This is a genomic window from Aquabacterium fontiphilum (assembly GCF_009909205.1).
In the GTDB taxonomy this organism is placed as follows: Bacteria; Pseudomonadota; Gammaproteobacteria; order Burkholderiales; family Burkholderiaceae_C; genus Aquabacterium; species Aquabacterium fontiphilum.
In genome coordinates this window covers 102,246-122,228 of the sequence record NZ_JAAAPN010000001.1, presented here as the reverse complement: position 1 = coordinate 122,228, position 19,983 = coordinate 102,246, and the positions used below count along the sequence as shown (strand labels likewise).

Below are 19,983 nucleotides of genomic sequence, written 5' to 3'. Positions count from 1 at the left end.
GCGCCTTGGTGCGGGCGCCGTTGGGGCCGATAATCGGCCCCATGAAGCTGCGTTTCACCAAGATGCACGGCGCGGGCAACGACTTCGTTGTGCTCGACGCCACCCAGGGCCCGCTGAGCCTCAGCACGGCCCAATACCGCTTTCTGGCCGATCGGCGCTTCGGCATCGGGGCCGACCAGATCCTGGTCGTCGAGCCGGGCAACCCGGCTGATGGCACCGACTTCACCTACCGCATCTTCAACGCCGATGGCGGCGAGGTCGAGCAATGCGGCAATGGCGCGCGGTGCTTCGCCCGCTTCGTGCACGACACCGGGCTCACGGCCAAGGATGTGATCCGCGTGCAGACGCAAAAGGCCGTCATCGAGCCGCGCCTGCAGACAGATGGCCGCGTCACCGTCGACATGGGCGCGCCCTTTCTGGTGCCCGCCGAGGTGCCATTCGACACCCGCGGCCTGACGCCCCAGCTGATCAACGGCTGCGAGCTGTGGCCCATCGAGCTGGCCAACCACCCGGTCGAAGTGGCCGTGGTGTCGATGGGCAACCCGCACGCCGTGATGCGCGTCGACAGCACCGAACACGCACCCGTCGACGAGCTCGGCCCGCAGATCGAGGGCCATGCGCGCTTTCCGCGGCGCGTCAACGCCGGCTTCATGGAAGTGGTGTCGCGCGGCCACATCCGGCTGCGCGTCTTCGAGCGCGGCTCGGGCGAGACGCTGGCCTGCGGCTCGGGCGCCTGCGCGGCCGTGGTCGCCGGCATCCGGCTGGGCTGGCTGGACCCCACCGTCGACGTCGACATGCCCGGTGGCCGGCTGACGATTTCATGGGCCGGCCCCGGCCAACCCGTGATGATGACCGGTCCGGCCGTCAAGGTGTTTGACGGCGAGATCGACATTCCCGAACTGTGAGCATCCCCAACATGACCCTGCAAGGCATCACCGAAGAAGAGATCGCCAACTACCTCATCCACACGCCCGGCTTCTTCGAGCGCCAGGCGCCGCTGCTGGCCGCGGTGCAGCTTGTCAGCCCGCACGGCGGGCGCGCCGTCTCGCTGCAGGAGCGGCAGATGGAGATGCTGCGCGACAAGATCAAGGGCCTGGAGCGCCGGATCATGGAAATGATCCGCCACAGCCAGGAAAACGAAGCCATCGCGCTGCGCCTGCACCTGTGGGTGCGCAGCGTGATGCTCACCCACGACGACCGAGCCCTGGCCGACGTGCTCGTGGCCGGGCTGAAAGACCAGTTCCTGATCCCGCAGGCCGGCGTGCGCCTGTGGGGCACCGAATCCCACGCGCTGCGCGCCGAGCTGGCCGACCTGCCCTGCGCGCAGGCCGTCAGCGCCGACGCCCGCAGCTTCGCCAGCAGCCTGACACTGCCTTACTGTGGTGTCAACGCCGGCTTCGAAGCCAGCCGCTGGCTGGAAGACGGCACCAGCATGGCCTCGGTGGCCTTGCTGCCGCTGCACCACGGCGAGACCTGCTTCGGCCTGCTCGTGCTGGCCTCGCCCGACCCGACCCGCTACACCGCCGACATGGGGGTCGACTTCCTCGTGCAAGTGGCCGACATCGCCAGCGCGGCGCTGTCGCGCTGCCTGGTGCCGGTGGCGGCCGAGGGGGAAGGGACACCCGGCGAGTAAGCACACCTCGACAGCGCCCCCCAGACCAGGCGGCGGGACAGCGGCTCCCGCCGGTGTAAGCTCCCACGGACAACACAACAGATCCAAGGGAGCTTTCCATGCGACACCTGCTCGCCATCTTGGCGCTGGCCGCCGCCAGCCAAGCCCACGCGGCCATCCCCGATGGCCTCACCACCACCTGCAACGGCGCCTTCAGCCAGAGTTGGTCCGACGCCATCGTGCTGGACTGCGCCGGCGACCTGGCGCTGACCGGCACGCAGGCCGATGTGCGGGTAACCTCTCCGGTCTCGATCACCCTGCGGGCAGGCGGCATGCTGCAGCTGCTGAACCTCACACTCGCGGCCCCGGTGATCAACCTGGATGCCGGCACCCTTGACTTTCAGAACGCGCAACTGCTGACCGGCGGCACGGGCGTGCCCCCCGCGCCGCCCGCAGGCGGCAACATCGGCATCGGCCTCGGACCAGGCACCATCGGCGGGCTGCCCGGCAGCTTCGACCCGCACGTCATCGCCGTACCCGAGCCCACGACCTGGGCCCTGCTGCTGGCCGGCTTGGCCACGGTGGTCCTTCGCCGCCGCGCACCCGCCTCGGCGCGCCGCTGAGCGGTGCCGCCACCCCAGGCGCCGCTCGGTTGCCGCCCTGGGCGCAACGGGGCGTGCACCACACCGGCTGCCGCCATCCCGGGCCACAATGCGTCACATGTCGCCCGAGCCCGACCTGATTGACCAGCACCTCGAACACCTGCGCGTGCAGCGCCGGCTGGCCGAGCGCACGCTGACCATGTATGCCGAGGCGTTCGCGCGTCTGCGGCAGGCCTGCACCACGCAACAGCTCACGGTCACCCAGGTGCAGGCACACCATGTGCGCGGCTGGGCGGCCCGGCTGCACGGCCAGGGGCTGGGCCCGCGCAGCATCGCCATCGTGCTGTCGGCCTGGCGCGGCCTGTACCGCTGGCTGGCACAACAGCAGCACGTGCGCGTGAACCCGGTCGACGGCATCCGCGCGCCCAAGGCGCCCAAGCCCCTGCCCAAGGCGCTGACGGTGGACCAGGCCGTGGCCCTGGCCGAAGCCCGGCCCGACCCCGCCCCCCGAGCCGCCTCACCGGCGGCCCTGACCCGCATGGAGACCGAGGCGCCGTGGCTGCAGGCGCGCGACCACGCCATGGTCGAGCTCATGTATGGCAGCGGCCTGCGCAGCGCCGAGCTGCTCGGGCTCGACGTGCAGCCCGGCCCCCAGGCGCTGGGCTGGGTCGACCTGCAGTCCGGCGAGGCCCATGTGCTGGGCAAGGGCAGCAAACGGCGCATCGTGCCCGTGGGCACCGCCGCACAACAGGCATTGAAGCAATGGCTGGCTGTGCGCGGCAGCCTGACAGCGCCGCAGGACGACGCGCTGTTCCTCAGCCGCCTGGGCCGACGCATCACCGCGGCCCAATGGCGCAACCGCCTGCAGCAGCTGGCCACCGACGCCGGGCTGGCACAGAAGGTCCATCCCCACATGCTGCGCCACAGCTTTGCCAGCCACCTGCTGCAATCCAGCGGCGATCTGCGCGCCGTGCAGGAGCTGCTGGGCCACGCCCACATCGGCACCACCCAGGTCTACACCCGACTGGACCACCAACATCTGTCCAAGGTGTACGACGCAGCCCATCCCCGCGCCAAGCGCAAGTGAACCCGCCGTGGCCGGGGCCGCTCAGGCCGGCGTCACGCGACGGGCGTGCCGCAGCACCCGGTCGCGCAGGTCTTCGAACAGAAAAGGCTTGGTCACATGGTCGACCATACCCGCCGCGCGCGTGCGCGCCTGCGCGTCTTCCAGCGCATGGGCGGTGAGCCCGACGATGGGCAGGTCCGGATCCAGCTGGCCGATCAGGCGCGCCGCCTCGCAGCCGTCGAGCACCGGCATGTCCACATCGCAGAGCATCAGGTGGTAGTGGCCGGGCCCCGCCTCACGCACCGCATCGACGGCCGCCTCGCCGTCATCGCGGCAGTCCACCTCGGCACCCATCCCGGTCAGGAACTGGCCCAGCACCATCTGGTTGACCCGGTGGTCTTCGGCCACGAGCACGCGCAGGCCGGCCAGCATGCCGTCCGCCGGCCGCTCTGGCAGCGGTGGCGCCGCCACCGACAGGGACGGCGCCAGACCCGGCGCACCCAGGGCCTGCAGCGGCAGCGTCACGACAAAGCACGCGCCCGGGGCGACGGTGTCGTCCAGCGCGATCTCGCCGTCCATCAAATCAACCAGGCGCTTGCAGATCGACAGGCCCAGGCCTGTGCCACCCGCGCGGCGGCGGCTGGCGGCGCTTTGCTCGAAGGGCTGGAACAGCCTGGCGCGCATGTCGGCGTCCAGCCCCGGGCCGGTGTCCTGCACCGCGAAGCGCAGCCCATGTGGCACGGGCTGCAGCCGCAGCCTCACCTCGCCCACCTCGGTGAACTTCACCGCGTTGCTGAGCAGGTTCAGCAGGATCTGGCCCAGGCGCAGGCCATCGGCCCACCAGCGCTGCGGCAGCTCGGGGGGCGCGTCCAGCACCAGGCGCAGGCCTTTCGTCTCGGCCTGCGTCCTCACCAGCGCCAGCGTGCGGTCGAGCAGCTCGGGCAGGTTGAGTTCTGCCGGATGGAGGGTGAGCTTGCCTGCCTCGATCTTGGAGTAGTCCAGCACCTCATTGAGCAGCGCCAGCAAGTGCTGACCCGCATGCAAAATGCGCTCGAACGATTCGGCCGCCGGTGCCCCGGGATGCTGCAGCCGGCCGATCTGGGCAAAGCCGATCACGGCATTGAGCGGCGTGCGAATTTCGTGGCTCATGCTGGCCAGGAACTCGCTCTTGGCCCGGCTGGCCGCCTCGGCTGCGGCCTTGGCCTGCTTGAGTTCGGTGACGTCCAACGCCATCACGATGAAACCGCGCACCTCGCCACCGACCACGTCGGGTGTGTAGGTGACGTGGGCCGTCAACTCGTCGTGCTCGACATGCTCGACGTGCTCACACGCACTGGCCCGGCCTTCGAGCGCGGCGATGACATAGGGCCGTGAGCGCGCCCAACCCTGCGGCGACAACACCTCGGTGATGTGCCGCCCCATCAGCGGCCCCGGCTTATGAGCCCAGTGGCGGGCCAGATACGGATTCATGAAGCGCAAACGCAAGCCCGCGTCCCAGTAGGCGACAGCGCCGGGCATGCGGTCGAGGATGGTCTGCAGCCGTGCCTGCTCGGCCGACTGCTGCGCCAGGCGCGCACGCAACGCCTCGACTTCTTCCAACAGGGCCGCACGCTCGGCCTGCCAGGCCGATGTCGGGGTCGACGCCATACTGCTCCACGTTTGCTGTTGAAACAACAAGATACACGTAACCGACCGGTTTTCTTATGCCGGCGTCCGGTTTTGCGGACAAACCCTCCCCAGCAGATGTGGGGACATTCGGTCCGGACACAGCGGACAATGCGGGTTTTGACGGAGACCGGATTCCTGACCATGAAAGTCATCACCTTGCGCGAAGGCAAAGAGCGCTCATTGTTGCGGCGCCACCCCTGGGTGTTCCAGGGCAGCGTAGCCAAGGGCGGTGGTGACCCGGGCGAGACGGTGCGGGTGCAGTCGCACGATGGCAAGTTCCTGGCCTGGGCCGCCTTCAGCCCCAGCTCGCAGATTCGCGTCCGCGCCTGGAGCTTTGACGAGGCCGAGCGCATCGACGCGGCCTTCTTCGCCGGGCGCGTGCGCGCGGCCGTGGCCTTGCGCCGTCGTCTGGGCATCGACTCCAACGGCGTGCGGCTGATCCATGGCGAGGCCGATGGCCTCCCCGGGCTCATCGTCGACCAGTACGACGATGTGCTCTCGGCGCAGTTTCTGAGTGCCGGCACCGAGCGCTGGAAGGACGCGATCGCCGATGCGCTGGTGGCGGAGACCGGCTGCCCCTACTTGTACGAGCGCTCGGACTCGGGCGTGCGCGGTCTCGAAGGCCTGCCCCCGGTGACGGGCTGGCTACGCCACCCTGACGGCCCGCACCGCGCCACCGCCGTCACCATCCACGAAAACGGCTGGAAGCTCACGTTGGACGTGGCCGAGGGCCACAAGACGGGCTACTACCTCGACCAACGCGACAACCGCGGGCTGTTCGCGCGCCTGGTGCGCCAGCTGGACTGCCGCAGCGTGCTCAATTGCTATAGCTACACCGGCGGCTTCAGCGTGGCCGCCCTGGCTGGCGGCGCCAGCGAGGTGATCAGCGTGGATTCGTCTGCGCCTGCCCTGGCGCGCGCCAACGCCCATGTGACGCTCAACGGCTACGAAGCGAGTGCTCACGTCGCGCTTGACGCGGATGTCAACGGCACGCTGCGCCGCTTCATTCAAGAAGGCAAGCGCTTCGACGCCATCGTGCTCGATCCGCCCAAGTTTGCGCCCAGCGCTGCCCACGCCGACCGTGCCAGCCGCGCTTACAAGGACATCAACCGCCTGGCCTTCAAGCTGCTGAATCCGGGCGGCTTGCTGCTGACCTTCTCGTGCTCGGGCGGCATCGGGGCAGAGCTGTTCCACAAGATCGTCGCGGGCGCCGCCATGGACGCCGCCATCGACGGCTACCTGCTGCAGCGCCTCGAAGCCACAGCGGACCACCCGACCACCCTGACCTTCCCTGAAGGGGAGTACCTCAAGGGCCTCGCCATTGTCCGAAAAGCTTAAAACTTCCTGAAACTTTACCGGGCAAGCCGGGAAAGCCGGACACAGCGCCTTGGCACTTCGACATAATTCCTTTTCAGATTGGCAGGAAAGTGTTTTGGTGGCATGAACCCGAAGGCATCCCCCCGGTCCTCCTGGGACTTCCGCCGTGGCGTCGCCACGGCCCGCGTCTTGACCCAGCTCGGCTTTGACCATGGCGTCAGCGTGGACGCCATGCTGCGTCACACCGGCATCACCCGGGCCATCCTCGACGACCCGAAAGGCGAGATCGAGGCGCATCAGGAAATCCAGCTGATCCGAAACCTGCAGGCCGAGCGTCCACATGTGCCGACGCTGGGGCTGCAGGCGGGCACCCGCTACCACGTCACCACCTACGGCCTGTGGGGCTACGCCGTTCTGGCCAGTCCCACCCTGGGCGCGGCCGTCAGCATGGCCTCGCGCATGCTCAATCAGACCTTTTCGCTGACGACCAACGAGGTCGAGCAGGTGGGCGATCAGGTCATGGTGACCTACCACAGTGACCACTTGCCGCTGGATGTGCGCCAGTTCATTGTCGACCGCGACCGCGCTTCGGTGATGACACTGCAGCGCGAGATCCTGGGCCACCCCCTGCCCTACCAGGCCATCTACCTGCGGCGCCCCGAACCAGCCCAGGAGATGGTCGAAGCCTACACCAGTCTGTTTGGCGTGCGGCCATTGTTTGGTCAAGCGCACGACCGCAGCGTGTTCGCCGCCGCGCTGATGCAGCAACCGCTGCCCCAGGCCGACGCGCACACGGCGCAGTTGTGCGAGCAGATGTGCAAGCGCCTGGTGGAGCGGCGCAGCAGCCGCACGGGCGTGGCCGGCGCCGTGCGCGACCGCCTGCTGCGCACGCCGGGCCACATCCCCGACATGGAGGAAGTGGCCGCCGAGATGGGCATGACCTCGCGCACGCTGCGCCGCCACCTGACCGCCGAGGGCGCGTCCTTCCGAGGCCTGCTGGAAGAGGTGCGCTCCACGCTCGCAGAAGAGCTGATGGCCTCGGCCAGCCTGACCCACGGCGAGATTGCCGAGCGCCTGGGCTACGCCGATGTGACCACCTTCATCGAGGCCTTCCGCCGCTGGCGCGGCGTGCCGCCCAGCGAGTTCCGCCGACTGCGCGGCCTGCCCGGTCAGGCGCCGCGTCGCCGTTTCATCCCGCGCTGAGCGCCACCCGTCGCAGCGGCCCGACGGCCCGGCGGCCCTGCCTCGGCACAGTGGCCTGCGGCAAGCGGTGATCCTTCACGCCAAACGGGGCGTATGGCCCTTCGCGCGCCTGCTGTTCCGCTTTTCGTGATGCGGGCGGCGCCCTAGACTGATCCGATCTATTCGAGCGGATCCGTCATGAGCATTGCCCCCCAACTCCGCAACCTGAACATCGACCTGCCGGCCTGCCCCAGCACGCTGGTCAAGCTGTCGCTGCTGATGGCCGACGAAGAGTGTTCGGTCGACCAGCTCGCGGCGCTGATCGAGACCGACATGGCGCTGTCGTCGGCCGTGGTGCGCACGGTCAACTCGGCGCTGTTCGGCCTGCTCAAGCGGGTCGAGACCGTCCATGAAGGCATCCGCTACCTCGGCATGGCCCAGGTGGCCGGCCTGACCTACGAGATTGGCCTGCGCGGCGCCTTCCCGCCCAGCCCGCTGCTGCAAAGCATCTGGGACCGCGCCGGGGTGCGCGGCCTCGCCATGGGCCGCATCGCCCGCCAGCTTGACGTCGATCCCTGGCTGGCCCACACCACCGGCCTGTTCGCCGAAAGCGGCCGAGCCGTGCTGTACGCCCACGACCGCCAGCGCTACGCCGAGCTGGAATCGACCCATGACGATGAAGCGCTCGTGTGTGCCGCCGAGATCGAAGCCTTTGGCGTCAGCCACTCGGCACTGGGCGCCGCCCTTTGCCAAAGCTGGGGCCTGTCGCGCGACGTGGCCGACAGCGTGCGCGCCCGTCCGAACGCGCCGAGCCAGTGGGTGCAGGAGCGCGAGACCGTGCGTAAGCTGCTGACCATCGGCGCCGCCGTGGACGCCCTGCTGCTCAACGCGGCCCAGGCCAGCGACCCGCACGCCGTGTGGCAGTCGCTCGAGCCCCTTGCTCACCAGGTCGGCCTGCACTTCCAGGCCTTTCAGCTGGCGACGATGCGCGTGTGCGAGCGACTGAACCTCACGCACAACGAGGGGTGACAAACCCGCGCCACAGCATCCAGGCAGGTGGTTGACGATCCCGTTGGTGCACCGGATCATCCCGAGACACAAGCATAACGACGTGTCCCAGGGAGCCCCATGACCACCACCCCTTTCCGCGCACGTCGTGCAGCGGCCACCTTCGCCCGCACGATGGGCGCCGCCGCCCTGCTCGCCAGCGCCGGCCTGAGCCACGCGCAACTGGCGCCTCACGACACCGTGATGTTCGCGCATGCGAGTCTGACGAATCTCCAGGTCACCCTGATCGACCTGACCCCGGACGATGGCGTGGCGCCCAGCGCGACCTTTCTGGCGCAGCGGTACGCGCTCAGCACGCATTACGGGTCGAATCCGTTTGCGATGCGCCAGACGACCCTGGTCTGGCCCGAGGTTGACCTGTTGTCAGACCCAGAGCGGGCCGCCAGCGGCCTGTCGGCCAAGGCCGAGCTGAACGCGACCACGGCGGCCAGCCTGGTACAGGACTGGCAGGCCAGCCCACCGATGGGCTACTTCGGCTTGGCTGGCGAGACGCAAACCTACCGGACAGAAGTGACGCCCGAGCCCGTGGCCTCGGTGCTGCTGGGCAGCGGCACGGGCATCGTCCTGCGCGGCACGTGGTCGATGTGGGGCAGCACCGACCTGGACGCGCTGCTGACGCCGGTCGCCTCGCTGGACGAGGACACACGCGACCCGACGCTCATGACCGAGGTGTACGCCGGGTTCTCGCCCATTGGTTTCCGCCCGGGGCTGACCGGTCTGCATGGCATCGCCTCAGGCGAAGGCACGGGCACCGAAAGCAACTTCGGGTTCAGCAACACCGGCACCTTCGAGATCGGCTTCGGCAACTTGGGCGACGAGGAAGCGGCGGTGGCACTGACGCTGCTTGCCAAAGCCAGCGTCATGGCCAACTTCTCTGGACTGCGCATCCCGACCATTCCCGACATCCAGCCACCAGTGGCCATTCCAGAGCCCGCGAGCGCCGCGCTGATGCTGGTTGGGTTGGTCGGTCTATTGGCCCTGAGGGGGCGCATGGGCGCCACCCCCCGCTTTTCACGGATTGACATCCACCCCCCCACCCCGCAGCATGGTTGACCAATCCCGTCAACCGTGCATCCACCGCGTCGAGCGTTTGTCCCAGCCTCAAGCGGGAGGAGCGGGCAGACGATAGCGAAGGGATGCGGCTTCGCCTTCCCGCCTTCATGCTGTTTGCTCCCGACCCGGCCCGTGCGGCCGTGGACGATCCCGAGCTGGATCGGCTGATCCGCGCCGAGCGCCTGCGCATGCTGTTCGCGCCCACGCTGCAGGTGGCCGTGGTCAGCGCACTGTGCGCCGCTGCGCTCGGCCTGGTCGTGGCCGCAGGCAACGACTGGCGCAACCTGCCCTGGGTGGCGGGCTGGGTGGTGTTGTGCGTGCTGGGTTCGCTGCTGCGCATCGGTCACTGGCGCGCCTATCTGCGGGCCAGCGACCGCGCCTCGCCGCGCTGGTTGCACAGCCTGTCGATCGTCTGCGCCGTGCATGGCGCGGCTTGGGGCTTGGCCGGCCTGCTGGTGCCCGTCGAAGACCTCGTCACCAACGCCGCCATCGTGGCCACGCTGGTGGGCGCCTCGGCGGTGTCGACCTTCACGCTGCAGGCTCACCTGCGGCCCAACCTGGCCACCAACCTGCCCATGTTGACGCCGGTCGCGTTGATGCTGTTGACACGCCAGGATGTGCTGGGCGTGTTCGGCGGCATGGGCACGCTGACTCTGCTGGGCGTGATGCTGTTTGAGAGCCGACGGGCGGAGCGCCGCATCACCGAGCTGCTGTGGCTGCGCTTCCTGACCGACCGCATCTCGAAGGAACGTGCCGAGGCGCTGCAACTGGCTCGCCGCAACAGCGCCGTCAAGGACCAGTTTCTGGCCACGATGAGCCATGAGATGCGCACGCCGCTGCACGGCATCCTCGGCCTGTCGCGGCTGGTGCGCGAGCGCCTGCCCAACCGCCCGGGCGTGCTGCAGGAAAGTCACCACCAGCTCGAACTCATCGAGCACACGGGCGAGCACCTGCTGGAGATCATCAGCGACGTGCTCGATTACTCGCGCATCGAAGCCGGCAAGCTGCAAATGGATGCGGCGCTGATCAACCTGCGGCCGCTGATCGTCGAGGCGCTGGACGTGCTGCAGGTCACCGCGCAGGACAAGGGCCTGCGGCTGCTGACCGACGTGCGCCTGCCGCCCACCTGTTGGGTGTGGGTGGACGGCGCCCGGGTGCGTCAGATCCTGACCAACCTCGTGGGCAACGCCATCAAGTTCACCGAACGCGGGGAGGTGCGCGTGACCGCACAGCTGGCCAGCCGCGACGGCGCCGACACCGGGAGCTTCACGCTCACAGTGGAAGACACTGGCGAAGGCATCCCAGCCGACCAACTCGGCCAGATCTTCGAGGCCTTCCACCAGGTGGATGGCAGCTTCGGGCGCAAACACAAGGGCACAGGCCTGGGCCTGACCATCTCGCGCGAGATGGCCCGCGCCATGGGTGGGGACATCCGCTGCCGCTCGGTGTTGGGCGAAGGCGCCACCTTCGTGTTCGAAGCGCCCATGCCGCTGCGAGCCGGTGTCGTCGACGCGGCAACGCTGCCTCAAGGCGCCCCCCACCCTGCCGGCTCACCAATGTCCGAGCCGGCCGACGATGTCGGGGATGCCGGGCCCGCGCAGGCAGCGGCACGTGTGCTGCTGGCCGAGGACAATCCCGTCAATGCCCTCGTGGCCGAGGCCACGCTGGCCAATCTGGGGCTGATGGTCACGCGGGTGGAGGATGGCCGTCAGGCCCTGAAAGCCTTGCAGCAGGTGCCCCCGCCGTTCGAGCTGGTGTTGATGGACTGCCAGATGCCCGGGCTGGACGGCCTGGAGGCCACCCGTCGGCTGCGTCGCTGGGAGCGCGAGCAGGGCGTGCCGATGACGCCGGTGGTGGCGCTGACCGCCAATGCCCTGGCGGCCGACCGCGACCGCTGCCTGGCCGCCGGCATGGACGGCCATCTGGCCAAGCCCTTCCGGCAGGAGGAGCTGGCCGATGTGCTGCAGCGCTTTCTGCCACAGTATCCGAGGCCCGCCGAACCCATCGGCGGGTAAAGCTGGGGCAAGCCCCCCGGCCGCGCGCCAGCTTACTGGCGCACGCCTTCCACCTGGATCACGAGCCGGATGTTGTCAGGGATCATGGGCAGGCCATAGGTCATGCCGAAGGCGCTGCGCTGGATGGTGGTGTCGAAGTCGCCACCGCACACCTCACGCTGCAGGCGCGGGTGCTGGAAGCAGCCGTAGTTCGAGGCGGTCAGCGTCACCGGCAGGGTCTTGCCCAGCAGGGTCAGCTGGCCTTCGACGGCCTTGAGCTTGTCGCCATCGAACACCAGCTTGTCGCCCACGAAGGTGGCCGTGGGGTGGGCCTCCACGTTGAAGAAGTCCTTGCTCTTGAGGTGACCGTCGAACGAGGGCGTGCCGGTGTTGATCGAGCCCATGTCGATGCTCACCTCGATCTTGCCGGTCTTGGCCGCGGTGTCGATGGTGACGCTGCCGGTCTTCTTGTCGAAGCGGCCGCGGTTGGTCGACGTGCCAAAGTGCTTGGCCTCGAAGGTCACGAAGGTGTGAGTTGGATCCAGCACATAGGTGGCTGGAGCGGCGTGGGCCACACCGGTGACGGCAGCGGCAGCGATGGCGGCAAGGGCAATGCGAGACATCATGGTCAGGGCTCCTGGTTGCAACAGACAAGCGCCGGCTGGCGCGGGAAAGAAACTCACAGCGGCGGCATGCCGCGGAAGACGAGCTTGATGCGCACCTGCACGTCGTTGGCGACGATGCTGGTGTCGGTCCATTCGCCGTCGCCGATCTTGAAATCGAGTCGACGCAGCGTGGCGGTACCGGTGACGGTGCTCAGCCCCTGGGCCTGGGCCAGCTGCACGGGCACGACCAGGTCGCGGCTCAGCCCCTTGATGGTGAGCCGGCCGGCGACGTCGAAGCGGCCCGGCCCGGTCGCGGTGATGCGCGTGGACTGGAAGCTGGCCTTCGGGAAGCGCGCCGTGTGAAACCACTCGGGCTTGGGCAGCTCGACATCGGCATCGGGATTGAGGCTGACGCTGCCGAGCTCGACGTCAAAGGCGATCTGGCCGGCCTGGGGAGCGCGCGGATCGAACCGGCCCTGCGCGGCAAAACGCTGGAAGCGGCCGTTGAGCGGCACGCCGAGTTGGCGGACCACGAAGCCCACCTCGCTCTGGGCCGCCACGAGGTTCAACGCGGGCGCGGCGGAGGCGGGGGTCGCGGTGGGCGCGGTTGTCTGTGCAGGGGCCCCGGGCGCCCAAGTCATCAGGCTGGCCGATACGGCCATGGTCAGGGCGAGTCGGAAGCGGGGGGGAAAGTGCGTTGCGTGCATGGACAGTCTTTCGCGTGATGTACGGGTGGCGGCGGCCGCTCAGCGCCGGGGCAGCATGCGGGCCATCAGCCCGTCACGGTCGACCAGTTGGTGCTTGAGCGCCGCGGCGACGTGCAGGCCCGCCAGCGCGATCAGCCCCCATGCGGCCCATGCATGCAGACCCTGCAAGGTCTTGCCGAGTTCCTGATCGACGCCCACCCAGTCGGGCAGCGGCAGCACGCCAAACCACACGATGGGAAAGCCCTTGGCTGAACTGGCGGCCCAGCCCAGCAACGGCACGGCAAAGAACAGCCCATACAGCAGGTGGTGCACCCCGTGGTGTGCGGCCTGCTGCCAGCGGGGCATGGCACCCACCACCCGGGCTGGCAAGGCCGGCGGCCGGTGCGTGAGGCGCCACAACAGGCGCAGCACCGACAGAGCCAGAATGGTGATGCCCGCCCACTTGTGCCAGTTGATCAGCTTGAGCTTGGACAGCGAAAACGGCTGCTCGCTGAGGTACCAGCCCATGGCGAAGGCGCCCACGATGCCCAGCGCCAGCACCCAGTGCAAGACGATTGCAGGGGTGCTGTAACGTGGGTCTGCCGGGCTTTCACCGTGTTTCATGACCGTTCCTCCTGGAGGCGATGTGCCGATGATGTCAGCGTACCGTTCATCCTGTGAAACACGTTGCGCTGCCTTCACGCCATCGTTCAAAGAATTTGAGCGCAGGCGCAAAGCCTCAGGGGCGATCGTGCGCAAACGGGCTCAAGGATGAAGCAGAACGTCCGATAGTGGGACAAGTTGTCACCAAGCTGTCATGTCGACCCGCCTCCTCCCCCGCCTGCTGGACGCGCTGCTGAGCCGCGACCCCAAGCAACGCCTGCGCATCACGCGCTCGCTGTTGGCGGCCAATGTGTTCGTGGCCTGCTGTCTGTTGCAGCTGTATGCGGCGTGGATCGGCTTCATGGATTTTGACGATGTCTGGCGCCTGAGCGGGATCATCGTCGTCAACTGCCTGTTCTGGTACGGGTTTTTGCGCTCGGGCGCCAACCAGCGCTACGCCGACCCGGCGATGACCCTGCCGCAGATCCTGTCAGCGCTGACCATCATCGGTGGCGCCTATGCGGTCACCGGCCCGGTCCATGGTTCCACGCTGATGCTGCTGGCGCTGGTACTGGTCTTCGGCATCTTCAACATGAAGCCCAAGGGCGCCCGCATCGCCGGCGCCTACACCGTGGTGCTGATGGGCCTGATCATCCTGTACAAGACCCAGACCGATCCGGTTCACTACCCCTGGAAGCTTGAAATCGCCCACTTCGTGCTGACGGCCGCCATCGTGCCCACGATCTCGTCGCTGGCCGCCCAGCTCAGCAGCCTGAGGTCGCGCCTGCAGAAGCAGAAAGACGAGCTGGCCCAGGCGCTGACCCGCATTCAGATCCTGGCCACGCGCGACGAACTCACCGGCCTGATCAACCGCCGCCACATGATGGAGGTGCTGGGCCAGCACCAGAAGCGCCTGATCCGCTCGGGCCACCACCGTTTCTGCCTGGCCGTGGTGGACATCGACCACTTCAAGCGCATCAACGACACCCATGGCCACAACGTGGGCGACGAGGTGCTGCGCCACTTTGCCCAGGTGCTGCAGCGCGCGCTGCGCGAAACCGATGTGGTGGCGCGCTGGGGCGGTGAAGAGTTTCTGCTGCTGCTCAACGACACGGCGCCCGAACTGGCCAACATCGGTCTGGAACGCGCCCGAGCCGCGCTGGCCGAGGCTGTGCTGGTGCCTGCCATGCCGCAACTCAAGGTCACCTTCTCGGCCGGCCTGACGGCCTATGACGACCACGAATCGCTGGACCAATGCATTGACCGCGCCGACAAGGCGCTTTACCGGGCCAAGCGCGACGGCCGCAACCGCACGGTGATCGATGCCACACGATCCAGTGCCGACAACCCCGCCGCCCATTCCAACGCCGAGGCGGCCCTGCCCTCGTGAACATGACCTGGAAGCGGCCCTGGCGCCGCCTGCTCGATCTCGTGCTGGGCACCGAGCCCAAGCTCCGTGGCCGCGTCAAGCTGAGCATGATCGCGGTGTACGGCTATGTGATCAGCTCGATGCTGCTGGCCTACGGCATGGACATCGGGCTGGTCGAACAGGGTTGGGGCTGGGTGCTGATGGCCTACATCTGGGTCGGCATGCCCACCTTCTACCTGTTGGTGCGCACCGACCTGTCTTCCAGGCTGGGCAACCCCGGCATGGACCTGCCCCAGTGCCTCTACGCCATCGTGGCCATCCTGTTTGCCTATGTGATCACCGGGCCGGTTCGCAGTTCGGTGCTGATGCTGGTGTCGCTGGTGCTGGTCTTCGGCATGTTCACGCTGAGCGCGCGCCAGGTGGTGATCATGGGCGTGTTCACCGTGCTCGGGCTGGGCGTGGTGATGACCGCCATGGTCTGGCAGCACCCCGACCTGTTCGACGCCCGGCTGGAGTTCATCAAGTTCGTGCTGACCGCCTGCACCTTGCCGGCGCTGTCGGCCGTGGCCTTCTACGTGGCGCAAGTGCGCGAACGGCTGGTGCAGCGCAAGCAGGCGCTGCGCGAGGCCCTGGCCCGGCTGGAGCAGGTGGCCATGCGCGACGAGCTCACTGGCCTGTACAACAGGCGCCACATGCAGGCGCTGGTGGAGCAGCAAGCGTTGCGTCAGCAACGCAGCGGCGAGGGTTTCTGCCTGGCCATCATCGACCTGGACCACTTCAAGCAGATCAACGACCGGCTGGGCCATCAGGCGGGTGACCAGGTGCTGGGCACTTTCGCGCGCGTGGCCGGCGAGGTCATGCGGCAGACCGACACGCTGGCGCGCTGGGGTGGCGAAGAGTTTCTGCTGATGTTCACCGCACCCGATCCCGGCACCCCGGGCGTCGAGGCCGCGCTGGACCGGCTACGCCGAGCAGCCGCGGCCGCCCACTGGCCTGCAGGCATCCATGTGACCTTCTCGGCCGGTGTGACGGCTCACCCGCTCGGCGAGCCCTTGCATGAAACCCTGGAGCGGGCCGATCGGGGCCTCTACGAGGCCAAGGCCGCCGGGCGCAACCGCACGGTGGTGTTGCCCGCCCCCTCGGCCACCCGGCCGACCATGCAGGGGGAACTGGCCGAAACCGGCCAAGTGTGAGACAGTTTCACGACAGCCCGGGGCGCGCCACCTCCGGATGCACAGGGAGTCGTCTGGTGAAAGCGCCGCACACAGGTGCCAGCCGGAATGAGAGGTGTGGCGCACCGCAGCCCATTTGATCATGCACAGCCCGTCCCACGACGCGCCCTATCGCCAGATCTTCGAACAGGCCGGGTCTGGCCTGGCTCGTCTGTCGCTTGAGGGACGCTTTCTCGAAGTCAACCCGCGTTTTGCGGCCATCGCCGGCCGCCATGCGGTCGACCTGGTCGGCCTGCTGGCACAGGACCTCGTCCACCCCGATGACTGGCCGCTGACCCAGGCCCAGATGGACATGGCGCGGGCCACCGGATCGCCCTGCCCCGGCAGCGTCGAACTGCGCTGCGTGCGGCCCGATGGCCATGTCGTCTGGGTGGCACTCAATCTCAGTGTCTGGCGCGACGAGGCCGGCCAGCCCAGGCAGTTCGTGGCCGTGGCCGAAGACATCGGCCATCGCCGCCAGACCCAGGAAGCCATGGCCGCGGCCCAGGCGGCCGAGCGGGCGAGCAAGGCCAAGACCGAGTTCCTCTCGCGCATGAGCCACGAGCTGCGCACGCCCCTCAACGCCATGCTGGGCTTTGCCCAACTGCTGCGCGTCGACCCGCGCTACCCGCTGACCGACGTGCAGCGCCAGAAGGTGGACCACATTGAGCGCGCTGGCGCCCACCTGCTGGCCATGCTCACCGATGTGCTGGATCTGTCGCGCATCGAAGCCGGCAGCCTGCCGATGACGCTCAAGCCCGTGGCCGTGGCCCAGGCGCTCGACGAGGCCGTGGCCCTGGTCTCGAACCAGGCAGCGGAGGCGCACCTGTCGCTGCGCGCCACGCCGGCCCAGCCTGACTGGCTGGTGGTGGCCGACCAGGTCCGCCTGCGCCAGGTGCTGCTCAACCTGCTGAGCAACGCCATCAAGTACAACCGCCCCGGCGGCCGGGTGCTGATCGAGGCGCAGCAGGTGGATGAGGCCGTCGTGTTCGCCGTGACCGACACAGGCCGCGGCCTCACGCCCACGCAGCAGGCCCACCTGTTCGAGCCCTTCAACCGCCTGGGCGCCGAGCGCACGACCATCGAAGGCACCGGCATCGGGCTGGTCATCGTGCGCCGCCTGGTCGAGTTGATGAACGGGCGGGTCGAGGTCAGCAGCACACCGGAGGTGGGTTCCACCTTTCGCGTGTGGCTGCCGCTGGCGCGGTCAGAGGCCGAGGAAGAGCCCGAGGGCGGCCGCACCACGCGCTCAGGCTTCGGCGCGCTCGACGACCTCGGCAGCCGCACGCTGCACGTGCTGTACGCCGAAGACAACCCGGTCAATGTCGAGCTGGTGCGTCAGGTCTTGCGCATGCGGCCCCAATGGGCGCTGGACGTCGCCACCTCGGGTGAGGAGGCCATCACACGGGCCATGACGCAGCCGCCCGACCTGCTGCTGCTTGACATGCACCTGGGCGACATGACCGGGCTGGATGTCTCCGATTCGCTGTCGGCCCATCCGGCCACCAGCGACATCCCCCGCGTGGCGCTGTCGGCCGACGTGATGCCCGATCAGATCCACGCCGCCCAGCAGCGCGGCTTCGTCGCCTACCTGAGCAAGCCGCTGGACGTCAGCCGGCTGCTGCGGCTGCTGGATCGCTGCGCCCGGGGCGAGCTCGTGGCGCCCGGCTGACGAGCCGGCCCTGCAGGCGCTCAGATCGGCAGATCGGGAAAGAAGCGCCCGCCGTGGAACACCAGCGGCGTGGCACCAATGCGTCGGCGGCAATGGGCCACCTGCCCCACGAAGATGACGTGGTCGCCCTCGTCATGCTGGCTACGGTGGCTGCACTCGAAGACAGCCACGGCGCCATCGATCACGGGCGCGCCGGTCAGGCCTGGCCGCCACGGCGTGCCTTCAAAGCGGTCGATGCCCTTGCGGGCGAAGCGCTCCGCCAGCAGGCGCTGGTCACCGGCCAGCACATTGATGGCGTAGTGGGTGGCCGAGAGAAAGCCCGGCATCGAGGTGGACTGACGCGCCAGGCTCCACAGCACCAGCGGCGGCGCCAGCGACACCGAGTTGAATGAGTTGGCTGTCAACCCGACCAGCCGTCCATCGGGGGTGCGCGCCGTGACGATGGTGACACCGGTGGTGAACTGGCCCAGCGCGGCGCGGAAGTCCTCGGCAGAAAACGGGGGCGCGGACGAGGGGGCGGCGGGCAGATCAGGCATGGCAATCCAGAGAGCAAGCGCTCAGTGTAGACGGTAGACCCACACCGGCCGCCCGCCAGGCAGCGTCAGCACCACATGCGGCGCGTGGGCATGGCCCTGGGCATCGCGCCCTTCGAACTCCAGGCTGACCAGCCAGGTGCCCGGCCGCATCTCGCGCCGGGCTTTTTCGAGCGCCCGCGGCATGCTCTCGGGGCGCTGAAACAGATAGACCATCTCGAAGGCCGACCAGTCCACCGCCCACATGTCGCCGCGCTGCACGCGGGCCCAGGGGCAGCGCAGCCGGGCCACCGCCCACCACAGCCAGCTCCACTCGATGCCACTGAGTTGCGCAGTCGGGTAGGCCTCGCGCAGCGCCTTCAGGCCATCGCCCAGGCCGCAGCCAGCATCGTGGATGGCCGCGCCCGGCGGCAGGGCCACATGCGCCGGCAGCGCGCGCAATGCGCCCGCCGGCGTGGGAAAGACCGGCGCATCGCGCCAGGCCTGCCGTGGATAGGCCAGCAGCAACACGGCCAGGGGCACCAGCCACAACCAGGCCGGCAGCGCCGCGGCCTGCCCCAGCGCCAGCGCGCTGACCGGAAAGCCAGCCGCCACGAACACCTGGCGCCACCGGGTGGCCGCCACCGCCGGCATCAGCGCCAGCAGCGCCGCGCCCGCGGCCGGCAGCGCCCACACCGCCCAGCCCGGGGCACCCGCCTGATGCAGCACCCAGGCCAACGCCCAGGCCAGCAGCCAGGTCAGGGCCGCCGGGAGCGGCCAGGGCAAGGGCCACAGCCGCACCGGGCTTACGCCTCGCCGCGGCCGCCCCGCAGCTTGTCGATCAGACCGTTGAGCTCGTCCAGGCTGCCGAAGGCAATGGTGACCTCGCCTTGTTCGCCGCGCTTGGTGCGCTTGCGCACATGGATCTGCACCGGCGCGGTCAACAGGTCAGACAGCGCCTCTTCGATGCGCTGCAGGTCGCGAGACTTTTCTTGTTTGACGCGCAACAGCGGCGTCTGGCGGCCCATGCCCTGCGTGCGCGCCACGAGCTTTTCGGTCTCGCGCACATTGAGCTTGCGCGCCGCCACCTCGTTGGCCGTGGTGATCTGCAAGGCCTTGTCCAGCGGCAGCAGCGCCCGCGCATGGCCCATGTCGAGGTCGCCGGCCATCAGCATGCCCTGCACGGGCTCGGCCAGGTTCAGCAGGCGCAGCAGGTTGGTGGCCGCGCTGCGCGAGCGCCCCACCGCCTGGGCGGCCTGCTCGTGCGTCAGACCGAATTCGGTGGTCAGGCGCTGCAGGCCCTGGGCCTCTTCGAGCGGGTTGAGGTCCTCGCGCTGGATGTTCTCGATGAGCGCCATGGCGGCAGCGGCCTCATCAGGCACGTCTTTCACCAGCACCGGCACCTCGCTGAGGCCCGCCAGCCGGGCCGCACGCGAGCGGCGCTCGCCGGCAATGATCTCGTACTTGCCACCGCCGACGGGGCGCACGAGGATGGGCTGCATGATGCCCTGCGACTTGATGCTCTCGGCCAGCTCGTAGAGCGAGCCCTCGTCCATGCGCGTGCGCGGCTGGTACTTGCCGGGCTGCAACACATCCAAGCGCAGCACCGACGGCGCGCCCTCGGCCGCCGACCGCGGGGTATCACTGACCTTGGGGCCCAAAAGGGCCTCCAGGCCCATGCCCAAACCTTTGGATTTTTTCGTCGCCATGGGCCGCATTGTCGCCGCAACCATTCCTTCCGGACCAGCCCGGCTCGATAATCT

The 19,983-nt window shown here is 68.7% G+C and carries 19 protein-coding genes; 12 read left to right on the top strand and 7 right to left on the bottom strand.

The features are described from left to right. Positions 1-41: 41 nt before the first annotated feature. From dapF to GTZ97_RS00510, 4 genes are all read left to right on the top strand, one after another. Complete coding sequence (dapF, locus tag GTZ97_RS00525; protein WP_161648549.1) at positions 42-905, top strand: diaminopimelate epimerase; 864 nt, start codon at positions 42-44, stop codon at positions 903-905. An 11-nt stretch (positions 906-916) separates the two neighbouring features. After that, the gene (locus tag GTZ97_RS00520) at positions 917-1,633 is read left to right on the top strand and encodes a DUF484 family protein (RefSeq protein WP_161648548.1); all 717 of its coding nucleotides are present in this window, start codon (positions 917-919) and stop codon (positions 1,631-1,633) included. A gap of 98 nt (positions 1,634-1,731) precedes the next feature. After that, on the top strand, positions 1,732-2,235 hold the full coding sequence (locus tag GTZ97_RS00515) for a PEP-CTERM sorting domain-containing protein (RefSeq protein WP_161648547.1): 504 nt from the start codon (positions 1,732-1,734) through the stop codon (positions 2,233-2,235). Positions 2,236-2,332: 97 nt separating this feature from the next. After that, positions 2,333-3,301: a tyrosine recombinase XerC gene (locus GTZ97_RS00510; protein ID WP_236650931.1), complete on the top strand. Its 969-nt coding sequence runs from the start codon at positions 2,333-2,335 to the stop codon at positions 3,299-3,301. Between the two features lie 21 nt (positions 3,302-3,322). Here GTZ97_RS00510 and GTZ97_RS00505 read toward each other — a convergent pair whose 3' ends face one another. Beyond that, positions 3,323-4,927, bottom strand: a complete 1,605-nt coding sequence (locus GTZ97_RS00505) for an ATP-binding protein (RefSeq protein WP_161648545.1) — start codon at positions 4,925-4,927, stop codon at positions 3,323-3,325. A gap of 162 nt (positions 4,928-5,089) precedes the next feature. Here GTZ97_RS00505 and GTZ97_RS00500 point away from each other — a divergent pair, with 162 nt between their 5' ends. The 5 genes from GTZ97_RS00500 to GTZ97_RS00480 all read left to right on the top strand — a co-directional run bounded on the left by GTZ97_RS00500 (position 5,090) and on the right by GTZ97_RS00480 (position 11,583). After that, positions 5,090-6,286, top strand: a complete 1,197-nt coding sequence (locus GTZ97_RS00500; RefSeq protein ID WP_161648544.1) for a class I SAM-dependent rRNA methyltransferase — start codon at positions 5,090-5,092, stop codon at positions 6,284-6,286. Between the two features lie 102 nt (positions 6,287-6,388). Continuing rightward, a complete protein-coding gene (locus GTZ97_RS00495; RefSeq protein ID WP_161648543.1) occupies positions 6,389-7,468 on the top strand; it encodes an AraC family transcriptional regulator in 1,080 nt (359 codons plus the stop codon). 177 nt (positions 7,469-7,645) lie between these two features. Then, positions 7,646-8,476: an HDOD domain-containing protein gene (locus GTZ97_RS00490; RefSeq protein WP_161648542.1), complete on the top strand. Its 831-nt coding sequence runs from the start codon at positions 7,646-7,648 to the stop codon at positions 8,474-8,476. A gap of 99 nt (positions 8,477-8,575) precedes the next feature. Further along, positions 8,576-9,568, top strand: a complete 993-nt coding sequence (locus tag GTZ97_RS00485; protein WP_161648541.1) for a hypothetical protein — start codon at positions 8,576-8,578, stop codon at positions 9,566-9,568. A 107-nt stretch (positions 9,569-9,675) separates the two neighbouring features. Further along, a complete protein-coding gene (locus GTZ97_RS00480) occupies positions 9,676-11,583 on the top strand; it encodes an ATP-binding protein (protein WP_161648540.1) in 1,908 nt (635 codons plus the stop codon). A gap of 32 nt (positions 11,584-11,615) precedes the next feature. Here the strand turns inward: GTZ97_RS00480 and GTZ97_RS00475 are convergent, their stop codons facing one another. Genes GTZ97_RS00475 through GTZ97_RS00465 form a run of 3 tightly spaced genes read right to left on the bottom strand, consistent with a single transcriptional unit; the run spans position 11,616 to position 13,477 of the window. Further along, entirely contained in the window at positions 11,616-12,188 is a 573-nt protein-coding gene (locus tag GTZ97_RS00475; protein WP_407926716.1) for a YceI family protein, read from the bottom strand. Between the two features lie 53 nt (positions 12,189-12,241). Next, positions 12,242-12,874, bottom strand: a complete 633-nt coding sequence (locus GTZ97_RS00470; RefSeq protein ID WP_236650930.1) for a YceI family protein — start codon at positions 12,872-12,874, stop codon at positions 12,242-12,244. Positions 12,875-12,913: 39 nt separating this feature from the next. Next, positions 12,914-13,477, bottom strand: coding sequence for a cytochrome b (locus GTZ97_RS00465; protein ID WP_161648539.1), 564 nt, complete (start codon positions 13,475-13,477; stop codon positions 12,914-12,916). 193 nt (positions 13,478-13,670) lie between these two features. Between GTZ97_RS00465 and GTZ97_RS00460 the strand changes: the two genes are divergently transcribed. The 3 genes from GTZ97_RS00460 to GTZ97_RS00450 all read left to right on the top strand — a co-directional run bounded on the left by GTZ97_RS00460 (position 13,671) and on the right by GTZ97_RS00450 (position 17,708). Beyond that, the gene (locus GTZ97_RS00460) at positions 13,671-14,846 is read left to right on the top strand and encodes a GGDEF domain-containing protein (protein WP_161648538.1); all 1,176 of its coding nucleotides are present in this window, start codon (positions 13,671-13,673) and stop codon (positions 14,844-14,846) included. Between the two features lie 2 nt (positions 14,847-14,848). Continuing rightward, the gene (locus GTZ97_RS00455; protein ID WP_236650954.1) at positions 14,849-16,018 is read left to right on the top strand and encodes a GGDEF domain-containing protein; all 1,170 of its coding nucleotides are present in this window, start codon (positions 14,849-14,851) and stop codon (positions 16,016-16,018) included. A 121-nt stretch (positions 16,019-16,139) separates the two neighbouring features. Beyond that, positions 16,140-17,708 (top strand): PAS domain-containing hybrid sensor histidine kinase/response regulator, encoded by a 1,569-nt coding sequence (locus tag GTZ97_RS00450; protein ID WP_161648536.1) that lies wholly within the window; start codon positions 16,140-16,142, stop codon positions 17,706-17,708. A 20-nt stretch (positions 17,709-17,728) separates the two neighbouring features. Here GTZ97_RS00450 and GTZ97_RS00445 read toward each other — a convergent pair whose 3' ends face one another. Genes GTZ97_RS00445 through GTZ97_RS00435 form a run of 3 tightly spaced genes read right to left on the bottom strand, consistent with a single transcriptional unit; the run spans position 17,729 to position 19,929 of the window. Further along, positions 17,729-18,244 (bottom strand): flavin reductase family protein, encoded by a 516-nt coding sequence (locus GTZ97_RS00445; protein ID WP_161648535.1) that lies wholly within the window; start codon positions 18,242-18,244, stop codon positions 17,729-17,731. 21 nt (positions 18,245-18,265) lie between these two features. After that, positions 18,266-19,006: a class I SAM-dependent methyltransferase gene (locus GTZ97_RS00440; protein ID WP_236650929.1), complete on the bottom strand. Its 741-nt coding sequence runs from the start codon at positions 19,004-19,006 to the stop codon at positions 18,266-18,268. A gap of 20 nt (positions 19,007-19,026) precedes the next feature. Further along, positions 19,027-19,929 (bottom strand): ParB/RepB/Spo0J family partition protein, encoded by a 903-nt coding sequence (locus GTZ97_RS00435; protein WP_161648534.1) that lies wholly within the window; start codon positions 19,927-19,929, stop codon positions 19,027-19,029. Positions 19,930-19,983: the final 54 nt, after the last annotated feature.

What these genes read in the sequence shown, in the direction of transcription:
- dapF (WP_161648549.1), top strand. Translation starts at nt 42, where the DNA reads ATGAAGCTGCGTTTCACCAAGATGCACGGCGCGGGCAACGACTTCGTT.
- GTZ97_RS00520 (WP_161648548.1), top strand. Translation starts at nt 917, where the DNA reads ATGACCCTGCAAGGCATCACCGAAGAAGAGATCGCCAACTACCTCATC.
- GTZ97_RS00515 (WP_161648547.1), top strand. Translation starts at nt 1,732, where the DNA reads ATGCGACACCTGCTCGCCATCTTGGCGCTGGCCGCCGCCAGCCAAGCC.
- GTZ97_RS00510 (WP_236650931.1), top strand. Translation starts at nt 2,333, where the DNA reads ATGTCGCCCGAGCCCGACCTGATTGACCAGCACCTCGAACACCTGCGC.
- GTZ97_RS00505 (WP_161648545.1), bottom strand. Translation starts at nt 4,927, where the DNA reads ATGGCGTCGACCCCGACATCGGCCTGGCAGGCCGAGCGTGCGGCCCTG.
- GTZ97_RS00500 (WP_161648544.1), top strand. Translation starts at nt 5,090, where the DNA reads ATGAAAGTCATCACCTTGCGCGAAGGCAAAGAGCGCTCATTGTTGCGG.
- GTZ97_RS00495 (WP_161648543.1), top strand. Translation starts at nt 6,389, where the DNA reads ATGAACCCGAAGGCATCCCCCCGGTCCTCCTGGGACTTCCGCCGTGGC.
- GTZ97_RS00490 (WP_161648542.1), top strand. Translation starts at nt 7,646, where the DNA reads ATGAGCATTGCCCCCCAACTCCGCAACCTGAACATCGACCTGCCGGCC.
- GTZ97_RS00485 (WP_161648541.1), top strand. Translation starts at nt 8,576, where the DNA reads ATGACCACCACCCCTTTCCGCGCACGTCGTGCAGCGGCCACCTTCGCC.
- GTZ97_RS00480 (WP_161648540.1), top strand. Translation starts at nt 9,676, where the DNA reads ATGCTGTTTGCTCCCGACCCGGCCCGTGCGGCCGTGGACGATCCCGAG.
- GTZ97_RS00475 (WP_407926716.1), bottom strand. Translation starts at nt 12,188, where the DNA reads ATGATGTCTCGCATTGCCCTTGCCGCCATCGCTGCCGCTGCCGTCACC.
- GTZ97_RS00470 (WP_236650930.1), bottom strand. Translation starts at nt 12,874, where the DNA reads ATGCACGCAACGCACTTTCCCCCCCGCTTCCGACTCGCCCTGACCATG.
- GTZ97_RS00465 (WP_161648539.1), bottom strand. Translation starts at nt 13,477, where the DNA reads ATGAAACACGGTGAAAGCCCGGCAGACCCACGTTACAGCACCCCTGCA.
- GTZ97_RS00460 (WP_161648538.1), top strand. Translation starts at nt 13,671, where the DNA reads ATGTCGACCCGCCTCCTCCCCCGCCTGCTGGACGCGCTGCTGAGCCGC.
- GTZ97_RS00455 (WP_236650954.1), top strand. Translation starts at nt 14,849, where the DNA reads ATGACCTGGAAGCGGCCCTGGCGCCGCCTGCTCGATCTCGTGCTGGGC.
- GTZ97_RS00450 (WP_161648536.1), top strand. Translation starts at nt 16,140, where the DNA reads ATGCACAGCCCGTCCCACGACGCGCCCTATCGCCAGATCTTCGAACAG.
- GTZ97_RS00445 (WP_161648535.1), bottom strand. Translation starts at nt 18,244, where the DNA reads ATGCCTGATCTGCCCGCCGCCCCCTCGTCCGCGCCCCCGTTTTCTGCC.
- GTZ97_RS00435 (WP_161648534.1), bottom strand. Translation starts at nt 19,929, where the DNA reads ATGGCGACGAAAAAATCCAAAGGTTTGGGCATGGGCCTGGAGGCCCTT.